At 73.5% G+C, this 18,765-nt stretch carries 15 protein-coding genes and 1 pseudogene; 10 read left to right on the forward strand and 6 right to left on the reverse strand.

The window, feature by feature from the left end:
• Window positions 1-191: 191 nt before the first annotated feature.
• Window positions 192-854 carry an adenosylcobinamide amidohydrolase gene (locus tag DKL51_RS19070; RefSeq protein WP_109947533.1) on the reverse strand — a complete coding sequence of 221 codons (663 nt, stop codon included), beginning with the start codon at window positions 852-854 and terminating at the stop codon, window positions 192-194.
• A gap of 221 nt (window positions 855-1,075) precedes the next feature.
• Here DKL51_RS19070 and DKL51_RS19075 point away from each other — a divergent pair, with 221 nt between their 5' ends.
• Window positions 1,076-1,753 carry a Crp/Fnr family transcriptional regulator gene (locus DKL51_RS19075; protein WP_007073398.1) on the forward strand — a complete coding sequence of 226 codons (678 nt, stop codon included), beginning with the start codon at window positions 1,076-1,078 and terminating at the stop codon, window positions 1,751-1,753.
• A gap of 123 nt (window positions 1,754-1,876) precedes the next feature.
• Window positions 1,877-2,620, forward strand: coding sequence for a metallophosphoesterase family protein (locus tag DKL51_RS19080; RefSeq protein WP_109947534.1), 744 nt, complete (start codon window positions 1,877-1,879; stop codon window positions 2,618-2,620).
• 79 nt (window positions 2,621-2,699) lie between these two features.
• Here DKL51_RS19080 and DKL51_RS19085 read toward each other — a convergent pair whose 3' ends face one another.
• Complete coding sequence (locus tag DKL51_RS19085; RefSeq protein WP_124812330.1) at window positions 2,700-3,713, reverse strand: acetamidase/formamidase family protein; 1,014 nt, start codon at window positions 3,711-3,713, stop codon at window positions 2,700-2,702.
• Window positions 3,710-5,149 carry an APC family permease gene (locus tag DKL51_RS19090; RefSeq protein ID WP_124812331.1) on the reverse strand — a complete coding sequence of 480 codons (1,440 nt, stop codon included), beginning with the start codon at window positions 5,147-5,149 and terminating at the stop codon, window positions 3,710-3,712. Before DKL51_RS19090 ends, DKL51_RS19085 begins: the two co-directional genes overlap by 4 nt.
• Before the next feature lie 168 nt (window positions 5,150-5,317).
• On the opposite strand from DKL51_RS19090, the gene DKL51_RS19095 reads away from it, so the two are divergent.
• From DKL51_RS19095 to DKL51_RS19130, 8 genes are all read left to right on the forward strand, one after another.
• Window positions 5,318-6,004 (forward strand): TetR/AcrR family transcriptional regulator, encoded by a 687-nt coding sequence (locus tag DKL51_RS19095; protein ID WP_243420981.1) that lies wholly within the window; start codon window positions 5,318-5,320, stop codon window positions 6,002-6,004.
• Between the two features lie 39 nt (window positions 6,005-6,043).
• The gene (locus tag DKL51_RS19100; protein WP_124812332.1) at window positions 6,044-6,868 is read left to right on the forward strand and encodes a TIGR03084 family metal-binding protein; all 825 of its coding nucleotides are present in this window, start codon (window positions 6,044-6,046) and stop codon (window positions 6,866-6,868) included.
• On the forward strand, window positions 6,865-8,592 hold the full coding sequence (locus DKL51_RS19105; RefSeq protein ID WP_124812333.1) for an acyclic terpene utilization AtuA family protein: 1,728 nt from the start codon (window positions 6,865-6,867) through the stop codon (window positions 8,590-8,592). The genes DKL51_RS19100 and DKL51_RS19105 overlap by 4 nt, the downstream gene beginning before the upstream one ends.
• The gene (locus tag DKL51_RS19110) at window positions 8,589-9,794 is read left to right on the forward strand and encodes an acyl-CoA dehydrogenase family protein (protein ID WP_124812334.1); all 1,206 of its coding nucleotides are present in this window, start codon (window positions 8,589-8,591) and stop codon (window positions 9,792-9,794) included. Before DKL51_RS19105 ends, DKL51_RS19110 begins: the two co-directional genes overlap by 4 nt.
• A 56-nt stretch (window positions 9,795-9,850) precedes the next feature.
• A complete protein-coding gene (locus DKL51_RS19115) occupies window positions 9,851-11,452 on the forward strand; it encodes an acyl-CoA carboxylase subunit beta (RefSeq protein WP_109947540.1) in 1,602 nt (533 codons plus the stop codon).
• A 7-nt stretch (window positions 11,453-11,459) separates the two neighbouring features.
• Window positions 11,460-13,475, forward strand: coding sequence for an ATP-binding protein (locus DKL51_RS19120; RefSeq protein ID WP_109947541.1), 2,016 nt, complete (start codon window positions 11,460-11,462; stop codon window positions 13,473-13,475).
• Window positions 13,472-14,635 (forward strand): acyl-CoA dehydrogenase family protein, encoded by a 1,164-nt coding sequence (locus DKL51_RS19125; protein WP_109947542.1) that lies wholly within the window; start codon window positions 13,472-13,474, stop codon window positions 14,633-14,635. Before DKL51_RS19120 ends, DKL51_RS19125 begins: the two co-directional genes overlap by 4 nt.
• A gap of 291 nt (window positions 14,636-14,926) precedes the next feature.
• A complete protein-coding gene (locus DKL51_RS19130) occupies window positions 14,927-15,256 on the forward strand; it encodes a hypothetical protein (RefSeq protein WP_123809814.1) in 330 nt (109 codons plus the stop codon).
• On the opposite strand, the pseudogene DKL51_RS19135 reads toward DKL51_RS19130, so the two are convergent.
• The 3 genes and pseudogenes from DKL51_RS19135 to DKL51_RS19145 form a co-directional block, all read right to left on the reverse strand.
• Window positions 15,243-16,684, reverse strand: a pseudogene (locus tag DKL51_RS19135) (serine/threonine-protein kinase). The gene DKL51_RS19130 and the pseudogene DKL51_RS19135 sit on opposite strands and share 14 nt — an antisense overlap.
• A 30-nt stretch (window positions 16,685-16,714) precedes the next feature.
• Complete coding sequence (locus DKL51_RS19140; protein WP_109966506.1) at window positions 16,715-17,203, reverse strand: hypothetical protein; 489 nt, start codon at window positions 17,201-17,203, stop codon at window positions 16,715-16,717.
• Between the two features lie 112 nt (window positions 17,204-17,315).
• Window positions 17,316-18,765: ATP-binding protein (locus tag DKL51_RS19145; protein ID WP_480212867.1), on the reverse strand; the 1,450-nt coding region annotated here is incomplete at its 5' end.

Consider the following 18,765-nt stretch of genomic DNA (forward strand, 5'->3'; position numbering starts at 1 on the left):
GAGCAGCAGCGCGGCGAGCAGCATGCCGAGGCCGGCGGCCAGCCGACGACGGGCGGCAGCCGGTCGGCGACGGGGGCCGGGCGCGGAGGGTGCGGGAGCATACATCGTCCGTGACGCTATCGCGCGGGAAACGCTCGGACGACGGCCGATCGGTCGGAAAACCTGACCGGCCCAGCCCCCTCGCGGTCAGCTCAGGCCGTCAGCCGGTCGGACCAGGGGACCACGGTCCCGGCGCCGCCGGAGAGGACGGCGGCGTTGACCGCCCGGGCCAGCGGCGCCCCCCAGGTCGAGCGGGGGCCGCCGTACGGGGCCGGGTCGCCGTCCGCCGGGCAGAGGACGGTGACCGCGTCGGTGGGGGTGCCGGTGGCGGGCAGCCCGAGCTCCCAGATCGCCTGCGCCTTCGCCTCGGTCGCGGTGGCCACCGCGTTGACCAGCGCGGCGTCGCTCAGCCGGACCGGGACGTGCACCACGATGTTGACCGTGCCGACCCGCTGCGCGGGGGCGGCAGGCGCCGGTGCGGCGGCCCACACCGGGGTGCCCAGCCCGACCGTCGCCCAGACCCGCACCCCGCCGTCGGCCCCGGCCACCACCTCGGCCACGTCGACCCCGGTCAGCAGCCCCACCCCGGGCCCGGCCAGGCCGAGCCCGTCGGCCAGCTCGGCCAGGTGGTCCGCCGGGTCGTCCCGGTGGTACGACATCGGCACGGTCGCGTTGACCACCCATCGCCGTACGCCGATGCCGCCGCCCAGCGGGGCGGAGCCGATCGCCAGCAGCGGCGCTTCGGCGCGCCACACCAGCATCGGAATGTCACACCCGTCCTCGCGGCGGCTGGTCAGGAACGGCTCGTTCACCACGCTGTGACCCTACGATCCGAGGTGGGGATGGCCGCTGACCACCCGCTTCGCGGCGCGCGATCGTACTGCTTGATCAGGTCGGTCAGGTTACGTCCAACGATCAAGATTCCAGGGGTGCGCCTCTGATTCCCGCTCCGGTGCGCCTAGACTTGTCGGCGCGCGCGGGATCAGCGGACGGCGGACCCGGCCGACGGACGGCACGCGCAGGCGGAGGTGCGCGAATGGACGAGGTACTGGCCCGCAGTGGGATCTTCCAGGGTGTCGACCCGGAGGCGGCTGAGGCGCTCGCCAAGGAGATGGAGACGATCGAGGTCCGTAAGGGCGAGGTCGTCTTCAACGAGGGTGAGCCCGGCGACAGTCTCTACATCCTGCTGTCCGGCAAGATCAAGGTTGGTCGCCGCGCGGCGGACGGCCGGCAGAACCTGATCGCCGTGATGGGCCCGTCGGACATGGTCGGCGAGCTGTCGCTCTTCGACCCCGGCCCGCGTACGGCGACGGCCACCGCGGTGACCGACACCCGCCTGGTACGGCTGCGCAAGCAGGCGCTGCGGCCCTGGCTGAACAACCGCCCGGAGATCGCGGAGCAGCTGCTCCGGGTGCTGGCCCGCAGGCTGCGCCGGACGAACGACTCGCTGGCCGACCTGATCTTCACCGACGTGCCGGGGCGGGTCGCGAAGAACCTGCTCCAGATGGCCGGCCGGTTCGGCACCCGCGACGGCGGCGTGCTGCGGGTGACCCACGACCTGACCCAGGAGGAGATCGCCCAGCTCGTCGGCGCCTCCCGGGAGACCGTCAACAAGGCGCTCGCCGACTTCGCCTCCCGCGGCTGGCTGCGGCTGGACGGCAAGAGCATCATCATCCTCGACCCGGAGCGACTGGCCCGCCGCGCCCGGGTCTGAGCCCCAACCGAGACGCCTGCCCACCGCCACGACGGTGGGCAGGCGTCCTGGCATGTCCGGGCGGCCGTCTGCCGGGAGCAGAAGATCTGGACAGCGCCACCGGGCCACGGTCAGGGTGGAGCGATGCTGGATCGTGTCGCCGTACTCTCCGACATCCACGGTGCGCTGCCCCCGCTGGAGGCCGTGCTGGCCGAGCCGGACGTGGCCGCCGCCGATCTGATCGTGCTCACCGGTGACATCGCGGCCGGCCCGCAGCCGGTCGAGGTGCTGGACCTGCTCGCCACCCTCGGCGAGCGCGCCTGCTGGGTCCGGGGCAACGCGGATCGGGAGCTGGTCGAGGCGCGTGCCGGGAAGCCGTCCCCGATCGAGGTCTCGAACTGGGCCGCCGGGCAGCTCCGGGACGACCACGTGGCCCGGTTGGCCGGGCTGCCGCTGACCGTCACCCTGCCGATCGCCGGGCTGGACGAGGTGCTCTTCTGTCATGCGACGCCCCGGGACGACGAGGAGGTCGTGCTGGTCGACACCCGGATGGAACGCTGGTCGGCGGTCTTCGCGGGGCTGCCGGCCGAGGTCGGCACGGTCGTCTGCGGGCACACGCACATGCCGTTCACCCGGCTGGTCGACCGCCGTCTGGTGGTCAACCCGGGCAGCGTCGGCATGCCGTACGGCGGGGCGGGTGCCTGGTGGGCCCTGCTCGGCCCGGGCGTGCAGCTCCGCCGGACCGGGTACGACATCGACGCCGCCTGCGCCCGGGTGGGGGCCGAGTCGGGCTTCCCGGACGCCGCCGAGTGGGCCAACGAGTACCTGCGCTCCCGGCACACCGACGCCGACGCCCTCGCCGTCTTCGCTCCCCGCGACGGCCGCTGACCGGTGCCGCTCCCCGGCGGAGGCCCGTCGGGCGGGGCGGACCGGCCGAGCGGGCGGCCCGGCCGGTCCCCTGATCGGATCAGCGATGGGTCAGGTAGTCGTGCGCCGTCTCGCACAGCCGGGCGTGCACGCCGTCGTACCCGCTCACGCCACCCAGATAGCGCTTGTCCACCTTCGCCACCATCGTGTAATTCGGGTCGCAGACGTTGCCGACCGGCGCCTCACCGGCCTGGCCGATCAGCTGGTACGCGTCGAGCTGGTCCAGCCCGACCAGCTCCGCGGTCCAGGTGACCAGGTCGTGCTGGCTGATCCGGTACGCGTCCTCGAGCGGGCGGGCGGAGCCGGTGGACATCAGGGCGGCGTCGGACTCCAGCCGCGGCCACGGCGTACTCGCGCCCTTGATCACGTCCAGCACCACGGTGGTGTTCATGGCCGCCTCGAGGCCGGTGCCGCAGACCTCGCCGTGCCCCTGCCGGCAGTGCCCGTCGCCGAGGGCGAACAGCGCCCCGGACACGTTCACGCCGAAGTACGCCGTGACCCCGGCGCGCAGTTCCGGGCTGTCCATGTTGCCGCCGTGCGCATCCGGGGTGATCGTCATCCGCGCCTCGAAGCCGCCCGGCGCCACCCCCGCGGTGCCGTGCATCGGATCCAGCGGCAGCTCCACGGTGTAGTCGCCCCGCCGGGCCCGGTACGTCGCCGTGCCGGCGGCGACGTCGACGTCGTACCGCCAGACCACCTCGTCGAGCGGGGGTTGCAGGGTGGCCGTGGTGTGCGTGCTGGTGAGCGCGCCGAAGTGCGGGAAGGTGCTGGACACCGCCCAGTCCCGGGCCGGCTCGATGGCGACGAAGTGCACGGCGAGGGTGTCCCCCGGCTCGGCGCCCTCGACGTGGATGGGCCCGGTCACCGGGTTGAGGTACGGGAACTCGCAGACCTGCGACGGCAGGTCGTCGACGCCGCGGACCCGCCCGCCGAAGCAGTCCTCGGTGTACAGCTCGACGATCGTGCCGGGGCGTACCCGGAGCACCGCCTCGCGCCCACCGAACGTGTAGGAGAGCTCATCCGGCTCCGGCCGGTACTTCACCACCTCGGTCACTGCGGCTCCTTGACTGGCTCGTCGGTGTCTTCGTGCGCGACTTCGACGAGCGCGGCGAGTTCGGGACGCCGACCCGTCGCGTAGAAGATCAGCAGGACGACGAGCCCGACGGCCAACCAGACGAAGCCGAGCACCTGCGCGGCGACCTTCGCGTTGATCACCACGTAGAGCAGGATCAGGAAGCCGATCACCGGTACGACGAGATGCCGCAACCAGTCCCGGCTCCCGTTGCGGACCACGTAGTGGATCACGACGGAGACGTGCAGCGCCAGGAACGCCGTCATCGCGCCGAAGTTGACCAGCGTGGACAGGAGGGAGATCCCGTCGTCCCGGCTGGCCATGTAGAGGCCGAGTGCCAGGGAGATGGCGGCGACCAGCAGGGTGGCGTTGGCCGGGACCTTGTGTTTCGGGTTGACCCGGGCGAGGAAGCGGGGCATCTGCCGGTCGCGGGCCATCGCGTACAGCAGGCGGGAGGTCGCGGCCTGGGCCACCAGGGAATTGGCGAAGCCCCAGGCGATCGCCGTGGCCAGGGCGGTCAGCCCGGCCAGCCAGCCGCCGCCGGCCGCCCGGGCCGCGTCGTAGAAGGCCGTTCCCTCGGGGTCACCGTTGGCGAGCAGGCCGGACGCATCCGGCACCAGCAGGGCCGCGACCCACGTCTGCACGACGAACAGGGCGCCGGCCAGCAGCAGTGCCGCGACCATCGCCCGGCCGATCTGGCGGGCCTCCTCGCGGCTCTCCTCGGCCAGCATCGAGATCCCGTCGAAGCCGAGGAAGGACAGGACGGCGATCGACACGGCCCCGAACACCAGCGGCCAGGAGAAGGTGTCGGCATTGAACAACGGCCGCACCGAGAAGCCCTCGCCCTTGCCCTGCGCGAGTGCGACCACGCCGACGACCAGGAAGATCGCGAGGATGACCAGCTCGGCGACGAGCATGACCCGGTTGACCCTGGCCGTCATCCGGATGCCGAGGTAGTTGACAACCGTGTTGAGCAGGACGAATGCCGCCAGCCACAGCCACACCGGTACGCCGGGCACGAGGGAGTGCATGGCCACGCTGGCCACCAGGTAGAGCAGGCCGGGCACGAGGACGTAGTCGAGCAGGATCACCCAGCCGGCAAGGAAGCCGACCGGCGGCGCGATGCCGCGCCCCGCGTAGCTGTAGACCGAGCCGGCCATCGGAAATGCGCGGACCATCTGTGCGTACGACAGGGCGGTGAACATCATCGCCACCATGCCGATGATGTAGGCCAGCGCGACCATGCCGCCGGAGCCGGCGTACACGCTGCCGAAGATGCCGAAGGGGGCGATCGGCACCATGAAGATCAGTCCGTAGATGAGCAGGTCGGTGAAGCTGAGGGACCGGCTCAGCTCCTGGCGGTAGCCGAACCGTTCGACCTGGGTGGCGGTCTCGGATGGGTCGGGAGGTTGGTTCACGGCACGCCTCCTTGATCTCGTGGCCGCACGTTAGCGCAGCTCGCGGCGGGCAGGTAGATCCATGTACCTGGATCGGGAACATCGACAAAGCACCGCAATGGCCGCGTAGCCGCGAGGGCGAAAAAAGTCAGGCTTGACTGTTTGTTTTATCGGCGGCAGGCTGTCCCCGTGCCCACCGCATCGACCCGCGTCCCTCAGCAGGAACGCAGCCGCGCCACCCAGGCCCGGCTGCTGGAGGCGACGGTCGACTGCCTGGTCGAGCACGGCTGGTCCGGCACCACGACCACCGTGGTGGCCGCCCGCGCCGGTGTCTCCCGCGGCGCCCAGCTGCACCACTACCCCACCAAGGCCGCCCTGGTCACCGCCGCCGTCGCCCACCTCGCCGAGCGCCGGGCGGCGGAGCTGCGCACCGAGGCGGAGTCCCTGCCGACCGGTCCGCAGCGGCTCGACCGGGTGATCGACCTGCTCGGCGCGGCATTCACCGGGCCGCTCTTCGTCGCCGCCCTCGAACTCTGGGTGGCCGCCCGCACCGACGCCGAGCTGCGCGGCGCCCTCGTGCCGCTGGAGGCCCGGGTCGGCCGGGAGATGCACCGGCTCACCGTGGAACTGCTCGGGGTCGACGAGCGCCGGCCGGGCGTCCGCGAGGCGGTGCAGGCCACCCTCGACCTGCTCCGCGGCCTCGGCGTGGCCAACCTGCTCAGCGACGACACGGCCCGCCGCACCGCCCTGCTGCACACCTGGAAGCGCCAGCTCGCCACCCTGCTCACGCCGGACACCGACCCGCCGCACCGAGGAACGATGCACCATCGGCGGAACGGCGAGGGTCAGGCAGGCGCCGGGAGCGACCAACCATGACCCCAACACCCTGACCGGCACACCCCGCCCGGAGGCACCATGGTCGACCTGACAGCACTGCTCGCCGATCTGACCGCCGAGTCCGAGCAGCTCGACGCCCTCGTCGCCCCGCTGCCGCCCGAGGCGTGGGCCCGTCCCACCCCGGCTCCGGGATGGACGGTCGCCCACCAGATCGCCCACCTGGCCTGGACCGACCACGTGGCCCGGCTCGCCGCCACCGACGGGCAGGCGTTCTACGCCTCCGTCGCCTCCGCCCCCGATCCGGCCCGGCTGGTGGACGACGGCGCCGAGTCGTTCCTCGCCCCGCCCGCCGTGCTGCTGGCCCGCTGGCGCGACGGCCGGGCGGCGCTCACGGCAGCGCTCGCCGCCGCCGCTCCCGGCGAGAAACTGCCCTGGTACGGCACCGGGATGTCGCCGGCCTCGATGGCCACCGCCCGGATGATGGAGACCTGGGCGCACGGCGAGGATGTCGCCGACGCGCTCGGCGTCAGTCGCACCCCGACCGAGCGGCTGCGGCACGTCGCCCACCTCGGCTTCCGTACCCTCGGGCACAGCTTCGCGGCCCACGGCCGCCCGGTCCCGACGGCACCGGTCCGGGTCGAACTCGCCGGGCCCGATGGTGGCACCTGGTCCTTCGGGCCGGCCGACGCCGCCGACCGGGTCACCGGGCCGGCGCTCGACTTCTGCCTGCTGGTCACCCAGCGCCGACACCGCGCCGACCTGGCGCTGGTCGCCACGGGGCCGATCGCCGACGAGTGGCTCGACGTGGCGCAGGCCTTCGCCGGCCCACCGGGGGCCGGCCGTGAACCGGCGTCCGCGCAGGTCGGTACGGGCGGCGACGAGCGCGCCGGGGCGACGGCATGACCGGCGCACTACGGGTCGGCAACGCCTCCGGCTTCTACGGCGACCGCTTCGCCGCCTGGCGGGAAATGCTCGACGGCGGCGAGTTGGACGTGCTGACCGGCGACTACCTGGCCGAGCTGACCATGCTGATCCTCGGCCGGGACCGGCTGCGCGACCCCGAACTCGGGTACGCGAAGACCTTCCTCCGGCAACTGGAGGGCTGCCTCGGTACCGCGCTCGACCGGGGCGTGCGGATCGTGACGAACGCCGGCGGGCTGAACCCGGCCGGGCTGGCGGCGGCGATCGGCACGCTCGCCGACCGGCTCGGCCTCACCGCCCGCGTCGGGTACGTCGAAGGCGACGCCCTCGCCCGCCCGGACGCGCTCACCGCCAACGCGTACCTGGGCGCGTTCGGCATCGCGGCCTGCCTCGACGCGGGGGCGGACATCGTGGTGACCGGTCGGGTCACCGACGCCTCGCTGGCCGTCGGGCCGGCGATCGCCCAGTTTGGCTGGGGCCGCGACGACCTGGACGCGCTGGCCGGGGCGACCGTCGCCGGGCACCTCATCGAGTGCGGGGCGCAGGTCACCGGCGGCAACTTCAGCTTCTTCACCGAGCTTCCCGACGGCGGGCACCGACCCGGTTTCCCGATCGCCGAGATCCACCCGGACGGTTCGTCGGTGCTCACCAAGCACGCGGGCACCGGCGGCGCGGTCACCGTGGAGACGGTCACCGCCCAGCTGTTGTACGAGGTGGGCGGGCCGGCGTACCTGGGGCCGGACGTGGTGACCCGGCTGGACACCGTGGAGCTGCGCCAGGACGGGCCGGACCGGGTCCGGGTCAGCGGCGTCCGGGGCACCCGGCCACCGGACACCCTCAAGGTCGGCGTCAACAACCTCGGTGGCTTCCGCAACTCCATGACGTTCGTGCTCTGCGGGCTGGACATCCCGGCCAAGGCCGCGCTGGTGCGGGGGCAGATCGAGGAGGCGGTCGGCAAGGAGGGGCTGGAGTTCACCCTGGCCCGGACCGACCACGCCGACGCGGCGGAGACGGAAACGGCGAGCGCGCTGCTGCGCGTACACCTGCGCGACGGTGACAAGGCGCGGGCCGGGCGGGCCTTCTCGGCGGCCGCGGTGGAGCTGGCCCTGGCCTCCTACCCGGGCTGCACGCTGACCACCCTGCCCGGCGACGCCACCCCGTACGGCGTCTTCACCGCCGACGTCGTGCCGCAGGACGCGGTGGCGCACGTCGCCGTGCTGGCGAGCGGTGAGCGGGTGCCGATCGCCCCGCCGATCGGCACCAGCGCCATCACAGACGTCGAGGCCGGCGTGGTCGGGGGCGGCGCGACGGAGCACGCCGGGCCGACCCGGCGCGTCCCGCTCGGCGAGCTGGTGGGGGCCCGCTCGGGCGACAAGGGCGGCGACGCGAACCTCGGCGTCTGGGCCCGCACCGACGCGACCTGGGCCTGGCTGCGCGGCTGGCTGACCGTGGCACGGTTGGCCGAGCTGCTGCCGGAGACCGCCCCGCTGACCGTGGAGCGGTACGAGCTGCCGAACCTGCGGGCGGTCAACTTCGTGATCCGGGGACTGCTCGGGCAGGGAGTGGCCGCCTCCACCCGGTTCGATCCCCAGGCCAAGGCGCTCGGCGAGCTGCTCCGCTCCCGGGTGGTCGACCTGCCGGCCGAGCTGGCACCCGCATCGAGGCAGGCCGCGGCCACCGGCCGCGCCGGAGAGGCCGCCGCATGACCATCGTGGACACCCCGGAACGGCGGCAGCTGCGGGAACTGACCCGCGCCTTCGTGACCCGCGAGGTGCTGCCGCACCTGGACGACTGGGAGCGCGCCGGTGAGGTGCCGAGGGAGCTGCATGCCACCGCCGCGAAGATCGGGCTGCTCGGCATCGGCTTTCCCGAGTCGGTCGGCGGCAGCGGCGGCGACCTCCTCGACTCGATCATCGTCACCGAGGAGATCATCCGATCGGGCGGTTCGTCCGGGCTGGTCGCGGCGCTCTTCACGCACGGCATCGCGCTGCCGCACATGGTGGCCGCCGCCGGCCGGCGGACCGACGGCCTTGGCGGCTGGATCGCCGGCAAGCTCGGCGACGGGCGGACGGCCGCCGACGACGACCTGATCGAGCGGTACGCGCGCCCGACGCTCGCCGGGACGATGATCGGCGCGCTGGCGATCACCGAACCGGACGGCGGCTCCGACGTCGCCGCGATCCGCACCACCGCCCGCCGCGACGGCGACCACTACGTGGTGAACGGTTCGAAGACCTACATCACCAGCGGGGTCCGGGCCGACTTCGTGACCACCGCCGTCTGCACCGACTTCCCCGGCAGCGGGGAACTCAGCCTGCTGGTGATCGAGAAGGGCACGCCCGGGTTCACCGTCGGGCGGCGGCTGGAGAAGCTCGGCTGGCACTGCTCCGACACCGCCGAGCTCAGCTTCGTCGATGTACGGGTGCCGGTGGCGAACCGGATCGGCGAGGAGAACACCGGCTTCCTGGCGATCATGCAGCACTTCGCCGCCGAGCGGCTCTCCCTGGCCACCCAGGCGTACGCGACCGCGCAGCGCTGCGTCGAGCTGGCCGCCACGTGGTGCCGGCACCGGTCCACCTTCGGCCGCCCGCTGGCGAGTCGACAGCTCGTGCGGCACCGGCTGGCCGAGATGCACACCCGGGCCGAGGCCGCCCGGGCGTACGTGCACGACGTGGCGGCCCGGGTCGCGGCGGGCGAGCCGGTGGTGACCGAGGTGGCGATGGCGAAGAACGTGGCGGTGTCCGCCTGCGACTGGGTCGTGGACCAGGCACTGCAACTGCACGGCGGCTTCGGTTACCTGCGCGACGCCGAAGTGGAACGGCACTACCGGGACGCTCGCATCCTCGGCATCGGCGGCGGCACCACCGAGATCATGAACGAGATCATCGCGAAGGGCATGGGCCTGTGAGTGCGAGGAGTGAGCCGGGTCTGCGAGCCCCGCAGTCACGAACGGAGAGAAGCCCTGTGACCACACTCGACAGCGGGATCGATCCGTCGTCGCCGGCCTTCCGGGCCAACCGGGAGGCGCTGCTGGAACGCCTCGCCGAGCTGGACGCCGCGCTCGACCAGGCCCGGGCTGGCGGCGGCGAGCGGTACGTGACCCGGCACCACCAGCGCGGCAAGCTGCTCCCCCGGGAACGGATCGAGCTGCTGCTCGACCCGGACAGCCCGTTCCTGGAGCTGTCCCCGGTGGCCGCGTATGGGACGGACTTCCCGGTCGGGGCCAGCACGGTGACCGGCATCGGCGTCGTCGAGGGCGTGGAGTGCCTGATCGTGGCCAACGACCCGACGGTACGCGGCGGCGCGGTCAACCCCTGGTCCCTCGCCAAGAACCGGCGGGCCGGCGAGATCGCCCTGGCCAACCGGCTGCCGATGATCAACCTGGTCGAGTCGGCCGGCGCGGACCTGCCGACCCAGGCGGAGATCTTCATCCCGGGCGGCCGGGTGTTCCGCGACCTCACCCGGCTCTCCGCGGCGAAGATCCCCACGGTCAGCGTGGTCTTCGGCAACGCCACCGCCGGCGGCGCGTACGTGCCCGGGATGTCGGACTTCACCATCATGATCCGGGACCGGTCGCAGGTGTACCTGGCCGGGCCGCCACTGGTGAAGATGGCCACCGGCGAGGTCACCGACGACGAGTCGCTCGGTGGTGCCGCGATGCACGCCACCACGTCCGGCCTGGCCGACTTCCTCGCCGAGGACGAACGGGACGGCATCCGGCTGGCCCGGCAGTGCGTACGCCGGCTCAACTGGCGCAAGCAGGGCCCCCCGTCGCGCACCGCGTTCCCCCAGCCGCCCAAGTACGACCCGGAGGAACTGCTCGGCATCGCCAGCGCCGACCTCAAGGTGCCGTTCGACCCGCGCGAGGTGCTGGCCCGAGTGCTCGACGGCAGCGAGTTCGACGAGTTCAAGCCGAGCTACGGCACCGCCCTGGTGACCGGCTGGGGCGAGCTGCACGGGTACCCGGTCGGCGTGCTGGCCAACGCCCGGGGCGTGCTGTTCAGCGAGGAGGCGCAGAAGGCGGCCCAGTTCATCCAGCTCGCCAACGCCGCCGACACCCCGCTGATCTTCCTGCAGAACACCACCGGCTACATGGTCGGCACCGAGTACGAGCAGCGCGGCATCATCAAGCACGGCGCGCTCATGATCAACGCGGTGTCGAACTCCACGGTGCCGCACCTGACGGTCAACCTGGGCGCCTCCTACGGCGCTGGCAACTACGGCATGTGCGGCCGGGCGTACGAGCCGAGGTTCCTCTTCACCTGGCCGAACGCCAAGTCCGCGGTGATGGGCCCGGCGCAGCTCGCCGGGGTGCTCTCCATCGTCGCCCGGCAGGCCGCCGCCGCCCGCGGGCGCGAGTACGACGAGGACTCCGACGCCGCGATGCGGATGATGGTCGAGCAGCAGATCGAGTCCCAGTCCGGCGCGCTCTTCCTCTCCGGCCGGCTCTACGACGACGGGGTGATCGACCCCCGGGACACCCGTACCGTCCTCGGGCTCTGCCTGTCGGCGATCCACAACGGACCGGTGAAGGGCGCCGACGGCTTCGGCGTCTTCCGGATGTGAGGCCAGCATGATTCACAGACTGCTTGTTGCCAACCGTGGGGAGATCGCCCGCCGGGTCTTCGCCACCTGCCGGGCGCTCGGCGTCCAGACGGTCGCCGTGCACTCCGACGCGGACGCGGACGCGCCGTTCGTCACCGAGGCCGACCAGGCCGTACGCCTGCCGGGCAACACGCCGGCCGAGACGTACCTGCGGATCGACCTGATCCTCGACGCGGCCCGGAAGTCCGGCGCGGACGCCGTCCACCCCGGCTACGGCTTCCTCGCCGAGAACGCCGAGTTCGCCGCGGCGGTGACCGACGCCGGGCTGACCTGGGTCGGGCCGCCCGCCAAGGCGATCGCCGCGATGGGCGACAAGGTGGAGGCGAAGGCGCTGCTCGCCGAGGCCGGGGTGCCGATGCTGCCGACCTGGACCGAGGCCGACGAGATCACCGACTTCCCGGTGCTGGTCAAGGCGTCCGCGGGCGGCGGCGGGCGCGGCATGCGGATCGTCCGGGGCGCCGCCGGGCTCGCCGAGGCCGTGGCCTCCGCGCGCCGCGAGGCGGCGGCCGCGTTCGGCGACGGCACGGTCTTCATCGAGCGGTACGTCGAGCGGGGCCGGCACGTCGAGGTGCAGATCTTCGGCGACACCCACGGTACGGTCGCCGCCCTCGGGGTGCGCGAGTGCTCGATCCAGCGGCGACACCAGAAGATCACCGAAGAGGCGCCCGGCGTCATCCCGGTTGAGGTGCGGCAGCGGCTGCACGAGGCCGCGGTGGCCGCCGGCCGGGCCGTCGACTACGTCGGCGCCGGCACGGTCGAGTTCCTGCTCGCCCCCTCCGGGGAGTTCTTCTTCCTGGAGATGAACACCCGCCTCCAGGTGGAACACCCGGTCACCGAGGCGGTCACCGGCCTCGACCTGGTCCGGCTGCAACTGCTCGTCGCCGAGGGCGCGCCGCTTCCGCTGGCGGCGACCCCGCCGACCGACGGCCACGCGATCGAGGTGCGGCTCTGCGCCGAGGACCCAGCGCAGGGTTTCCGCCCCGCCACCGGCACCCTGCACCGGTTCGCGATTCCCGGCGTGGACCGGGAGTTCGGCAACCTCCCGCGGGCCGGGCTGCGCCTGGACTCCGGCGTTGTGGACGGCTCGGTGGTGAGCGTGCACTACGACTCGATGCTGGCCAAGCTGGTCGCCTGGGCACCGACCCGGGCCGAGGCGGCCCGGGCCCTGGCGGGCGCGCTGGCCCGAGCGGAGATCCACGGCGTGCCGACCAACCGGGACCTGCTGGTCCGGGTGCTGCGCAGCCCCGAGTTCGCCGCGGTCGAGATCGACACCGGTTTCCTGGAGCGGCACGACGAGGTCTTCGCCCCGCTGCTCCCCGCCGCGCAGCTTCCGTTGGCCGCCCTGGCCGCCGCGCTCGCCTCGGCCGCCGGCCGTCGCGCCGCGGCGCCCGTGCTCCCCGGGCTCCCCTCCGGCTGGCGGAACGTGCCCGCGTTCCCGCAGGTCACCCGATACGCCGGCCCGGACGGCGGCGAGATCGAGGTCTCCTACCGGCTGGACCGGACGGGCGATCTCGCCGAGTGGTCGGCGAGATCGCTGGCCGGTGGAGACGCGACGGCCGGGGATGCCGCCACCGACTCGCCGGCCGTGACGCTGGTGGTGGCCGCCCCGGACCGGGTGGTGCTCGACGTGGACGGGGTGCGGCGCGCGTTCCGCGTACACCGGGTGGGGTCGGAGGTCTTCGTGGACGGCCCGGACGGCGCGGCGAGCCTGACCGAGCTGCCCCGCTTCCCGCTGCCCACCGCGGAGCTGGCCGCCGGGTCACTGCTCGCGCCGCTGCCCGGCGCGGTCACCCGGGTGCACGTCGAGGTCGGCCAGCGGGTCGCCGCCGGCGAGCTGCTGCTGACCCTCGAAGCGATGAAGCTCGAACACCCCGTACTCGCCCCCACCGACGGTGTGGTCGCCGAACTGCCGGTGCCGGCCGGCGGTCAGGTTGATACCGGCGCCGTGCTGGCCGTGGTCAACCCGCAGGAGGACCTCCGATGAACTTCGACCTCACCCCCGAACAGGACCAGCTCCGCGACGCCGTGCGGGAGCTGGGCCGCAAGTACGGCCACCGCTACTTCGTCGAGAAGGCCAAGTCCGGCGAGCACACCACCGAGCTGTGGAACGAGGCCGGCCGGCTCGGCTACCTCGGCGTCAACATCCCCACCGAGTACGGCGGCGGAGGCGGCGGCATCACCGAGCTCGCCATCGTCTGCGAGGAGCTGGCCGCCGCCGGCTGCCCGCTGCTGCTGCTCGTGGTCTCCCCCGCCATCGCCGCCACCGTGATCGCCAAACACGGCACCGAGGGACAGCGCAAGCGTCACCTGCCCGGTCTCGCCGACGGCACCCAGAAGATCGTCTTCGCGATCACCGAGCCGGAGGCCGGGTCGAACTTCCACCGGCTCGGCACGGTGGCCCGCCGCGACGGCGACGACTGGCTGCTCTCCGGCCGCAAGTGCTACATCTCCGGCGTCGACGAGGCGCAGCACGTGCTGGTGGTGGCCCGCACCGAGGACGCGTCGACCGGCAAGCTGAAGCCCGCGCTCTTCATCGTGCCCACCGACGCGCCGGGGCTGACCCGCTCCAAGCTGGACATGGAGATCCTGTCCCCGGAGAACCAGTTCCTGCTCTACCTGGACGACGTGCGGCTCCCCGCCGACGCGCTGGTCGGCGAGTCGCTGGACGCCGGCCTGCCGGCCCTCTTCTCCGGTCTCAACCCGGAGCGGATCACCGTCGCCGCGATGGGCGCCGGCACCGGCCGGTACGCCATCGAGCGGGCCGCCGAGTACACCGCCGGCCGCAAGGTCTGGGGTGGCCGGAGCATCGGCTCCCACCAGGGCGTGGCCCACCCGCTGGCGCACGCGGCCGTGCAGGTGGAACTGGCCCGGCTGATGATCCACAAGGCGGCCACCCTCTACGACGCCGGCCGCGACCTGGAGGCCGGCGTCTCCGGCAACATGGCCAAGTACGCCGCCGGCGAGGCCGCCGCCCTCGCCGTGGACACCGCCGTCCAGGCCCTCGGCGGGGCCGGCATGACCACCGAGTACGGCGTCGCGACCCTGCTCGGCGCGGTCCGGGCCGGCCGGATCGCCCCGGTCAGCCGGGAGATGATCCTGAACTTCGTCGCCCAGCACGTCCTCGGCCAGGACAAGTCGTACTGACCGGTTCGGCGGTGGCTCCGCGCGGACGGAGGTCGGCGGTGGCTCCCGAGCCTCGGGCCGCCCACCGCTGAGCCGTCGGCCGAGCCGGAGTCCGAAAGCCGACCTGACATTGACGCGTCCAGATGGCGCCGTTGATGATCTCGCCGACCTTCGGCACCAGCACGCGGAACACGACCGACGACGCGGTGCCGTTCGATGTCGAGGTCACCGAGACCGGCACCGTCGAGTACGGGCTCTCCATCACCCAGGTCCGCCGGTTGACAGCGGAGTGGCGTGGGTCATGCTTGTCCGGTGAGGTTGTTCCCCAAGTCCGTTGCGCGGGTGAAGGCTTTCGCCGCGTCCCTGGCGGCGGTCGCCGCGCTGGTGACGCTGCTGGTCTGGCGCCCGGAGGGCATCCTGTCGGTGATCCTGGCGCTCTGCTGTGTGCTGCTCGGGATGATCGCCGGGGTGACGGTGGCCGCCGCCCGACAGGCCCACGACGTCGAACCGCCGGCCGCCTCGCCGCCGCCCGGCCAGCGGGCCCCCGGTGGCTACGGCGTGGACGCGGACACGTTGGAGGCGCTGGACAGCCGGGCGGTGCGGGGGGACAGCCGGGCGGTGAACGGGATCAGCGACCGGTGAGGGTCGGCGCGGCGAGCGCGTCCACGCCGCGCCCAGCCAGGCAGCGGTAGGTGCGGTCGACGTCCGTCTCCGCCGGCGGCAGGACCTCCAGGCGCCAACCGGCCTGGGACCGGATCCCGCTGGTCAGCCGGAACGTGCGGACGTTGCAGACGCTGCGGACGACCGGGGCGGCGTTGATCGCCGCGGGTGCCGCGCCGACCAGCGCCGCGGGCAGCTCGCCCACGGCGTAGGTCTCCCAGGTGTGCCGGCCGTCGCAGGGGACCCGGGCCGCCGCCGCCCGGTCGCGGCTCACCCGCACCGGGCCGTAACACTCCAACTCGGACACGCAGCGTCCGCCTGACGGCAGGTTCACCTCCGAGACGCCCGGCCTGCAGCCCGGCAGCACGCCCGCCCCGGCACCGCGCACGCTGATCCCGGTGCTCACCGGCGTGGGAGTGACGACGGGTGGGGCACCGCCGGCGAGCCACGCCCCGGCGCTGGCCGAGGCGGCCAGTGCGAGGACCCCCGCGCCGCCGAGGAACCACCGGCGCCGGGGCCGCCGGTGGGGCCGCCGCTGGTCGGGGCGCCAGAAACCGGCGCCCCGCTGACCGGGGACGGACCGGAGTCGAGCCGGAGCGAGGCGAGCATCCCGCGCAGTTCCACCGCCGACGGGCGGGCACCCGGATCGTTCGCCATGCCGGCCCGCAGCACGTCGACCAACTCGTCCGGGACGCCGGGCAGGCCGGGGATCGGCTGGTGGAACATCTCCAGCACGGTGACCAGACTCGGGTTCCGCTCAGACTGCCAGCGCGGCGGCCGGCCGTGCATCACGGCGTAGAGGGTCGCGCAGAGCGCGTACACGTCAACGGCGGGCGTGGGCGGGCTGTGGCTGAACATCTCCGGCGGCGCGTACGCCGGGGTGAGCACCTCCAGCGTGACCGAGGCGTCCCGCACCTCGGCCAGTACCGCCAGGCCGAAGTCGGCCAGCACCGCCGGGTTGAAGTGCGAGTAGAGGATGTTGGCGGGCTTGACGTCCCGGTGCAGCACCCCGGCCGCGTGCGAGTGGGCGAGCGCGTCCGCGATCTTCACGCCCAGGTCACCGGCCTCCACCGGGCCCAGCGGCGAGGTGCGCATCCGTTCCGCGTACGACCCGTCGCAGAGCTCCATGATCAGGTAGGGGTGCTGGTCGACGGTGACCCCGACGTCGAAGAGGTCGACCACGTGCGGGTGCGACGACATCTTGCCGGCGGCCCGCGCCTCACGCAGGAAGCGCGCCTGGTCCCGCTCGCTGTCCAGGGTGCGGTTCTCCACCTTGACCGCGACCTCGCGCCCCACCGAGATCTGGGTGGCCCGGTAGACCGTCGCGTACCCACCCCGGGCGAAGACCTGCAGATCGGTCAGACCGGGCACGATGGGGAGTCGCAGGGCGCCGGGCGGGGTGTCGGTCACGGCTCGAAAATACCCAACGGTCCGCGTCGCTCAGTGAACCGCGTCGGCCGCCGGGGCGGACCCGGACCCGGACCCGGCGGGTGTGTCGTCCGGAGTGGCCGTTGGCGAGGTCCCCGGCGCGGCGCGGCGGGCGTCCCACCAGAGGCCGAGCGCGGTGGCGACCGCGCCCACCCCCTCCCAGAGGGCGACCCCGAAGAACCGGCCCGGAGCCACCTCGGACAGCACCGCGAGGCTGAAGACGGTGAAGGTGACCAGCCGGAAGACGACCGTGAAGCGGTAGAACGACCGCCACTCGGTGGCGGTGGCCAGCAGGTAGTAGACCCCCATGTTGAACGAGGCCATCGAGGACGCGGTGAGGAACGTGCCGGTGTAGTCGCCGGGGGCGCGTTGGGTCGGCACCTCGAAGCCGAGGAGCCGGAGTTGGGTCTCCGGCCAGATCAGCCCGAGCGCACCCAGCAGCACCGCCAGGACGCCGAAGACCGCGATCGTCCAGCCGGCGCCGGAGCGCGGCAGCCTCATCCGTCCTCCCCATTCGCGACCGTCGCTGTGGACGGCCTTTCGACCAGACACACGCTAACGGTCGGCCCCGACACGTACATCGGCGGAATCGGCAAACCTGCGACGGTCCTGGTCAGGGGGTGAGCCGGGCCCGGAGGGCGTCGGCGGTGGCCCGTTCGCTGCGCTGCTCGGTGGCGTACGCCAGGCGTACCGCCTCCTCGGCACTGGCCAGCGCCTCGACCGGGCGGCCGCACGCGGCCAGCGCCTCGGCGAGCACGCACGCCGCGATCACCTGGCTGCGGACGTCCTCCGCGGGAGCGGCCACCGCCCGCTGCGCCCAGTCCAGCGCCTGCTCCCGTTGCCCGTGGGCGAGCAGCGCGGAGGCGTACCGGGCCATCGTCTGGCGGCGGGAGAAGAGCAGCGACGGGCTGTTGGCGGCGGTGGTGGCGACCGGGGCCAGCAGCCCGACCGCGGTCGCGGTGTCACCGGCGGCGAGCCGGGCCATCGCGAGCAGCACCCGGGGCGCCACCTGGGCGGGCGCCTGCGGGTTGTGCGGCTCGACGGTGGTGAGCACGGTACGGGCGTCCCGCTCGGCGGTGTCGCAGTCGCCCATGTCCAGCGCCACGAAGCCGCGCAGCGTGCCGGCCATCCCAGTGAGCAGCGGGTGGGACGTCCGTTCGGCGTACGCGAGCGCGTCGGTGAGCAGGTCGGCGGCGTGCTCCGGCTCGCCCAGCCCGCGCGCCACCACGCCCCGGACCACCAGCGCGAAGCCCTGCCCCCAGTCGTCGGAGACCTCGCCGAACTCCCGGTACGCCTGCCGGGCGCCCCGGTCGGCCTCGGCCAGCTCGCCCAGCTCCGCCGTGGCGTACGCCTCGACCGCGCGCAGCGTGCCGACCGCCCACGCCTCGCCGACCCGCTCCCCGAACGGGAGGAACACCCGCGCCATCCGGCAGGCTTCCTTCAGGCGGCCGGCGAGCAGCCGCGCGTACGCGGTGGTGCCGCGCAGCCAGGCCCGGCCGTACGGGTCCTTCAGCTCGGCGAAGAGCCGGGCGGCCCGGCCGAGCACCGCGTCGGTGCCGGCGAAGTCGCCCCGGGTGGTGGTCACCCAGGCCAGGTTCTGCAGCGACCACGCCTGCCCGCGCGGGTCCTTCGCGGAGAGGCTGACCTGGTAGGAGGCGGCGAGCCGGCTGCTCGCCTGGCCCAGCCGGCCGGCGATGAAGTCGGCCATGCCGAGGCGGCGCATCGCCGAGGCGCGCATCGTCGGCAGCTCCGCCGCAGTGGCCACCTGCAACGCCTCCTGCCAGCAGCGCACCGCCCGGTCCTGGTCACCGAGGGTCTGGTGGGCCTGCCCGGCGAGCAGCAGGGCGCTGGTCCGGGTCGCCGCCGCGTCACCGGCGTTGGCGGCGATCTTCTCGGCGAAGGCGAGCGCGTCGGCCGGACGGCCGATCTGGAGCAGTGCCCGGGCGTGTACCACCCGGTCGGCCAGCGGCACCCCGTCCCGGGCGAGTTCGGCGGCGCGTTCGGCGTACTCGACGGCGAGGGCGGGCTCCCCGGCGCGCATCGACCGGCGGGCGGCCCGGCCG

It is taken from the genome of Micromonospora globispora, from assembly GCF_003857015.1.
Classification (GTDB): Bacteria; Actinomycetota; Actinomycetes; order Mycobacteriales; family Micromonosporaceae; genus Micromonospora; species Micromonospora globispora.

Coding starts and splice junctions, on each gene's coding strand:
- DKL51_RS19110 (WP_124812334.1), top strand. CDS start 8,589: ATGACCATCGTGGACACCCCGGAACGGCGGCAGCTGCGGGAACTGACC.
- DKL51_RS19080 (WP_109947534.1), top strand. CDS start 1,877: ATGCTGGATCGTGTCGCCGTACTCTCCGACATCCACGGTGCGCTGCCC.
- DKL51_RS19120 (WP_109947541.1), top strand. CDS start 11,460: ATGATTCACAGACTGCTTGTTGCCAACCGTGGGGAGATCGCCCGCCGG.
- DKL51_RS19125 (WP_109947542.1), top strand. CDS start 13,472: ATGAACTTCGACCTCACCCCCGAACAGGACCAGCTCCGCGACGCCGTG.
- DKL51_RS19105 (WP_124812333.1), top strand. CDS start 6,865: ATGACCGGCGCACTACGGGTCGGCAACGCCTCCGGCTTCTACGGCGAC.
- DKL51_RS19100 (WP_124812332.1), top strand. CDS start 6,044: ATGGTCGACCTGACAGCACTGCTCGCCGATCTGACCGCCGAGTCCGAG.
- DKL51_RS19140 (WP_109966506.1), bottom strand. CDS start 17,203: ATGAGGCTGCCGCGCTCCGGCGCCGGCTGGACGATCGCGGTCTTCGGC.
- DKL51_RS19075 (WP_007073398.1), top strand. CDS start 1,076: ATGGACGAGGTACTGGCCCGCAGTGGGATCTTCCAGGGTGTCGACCCG.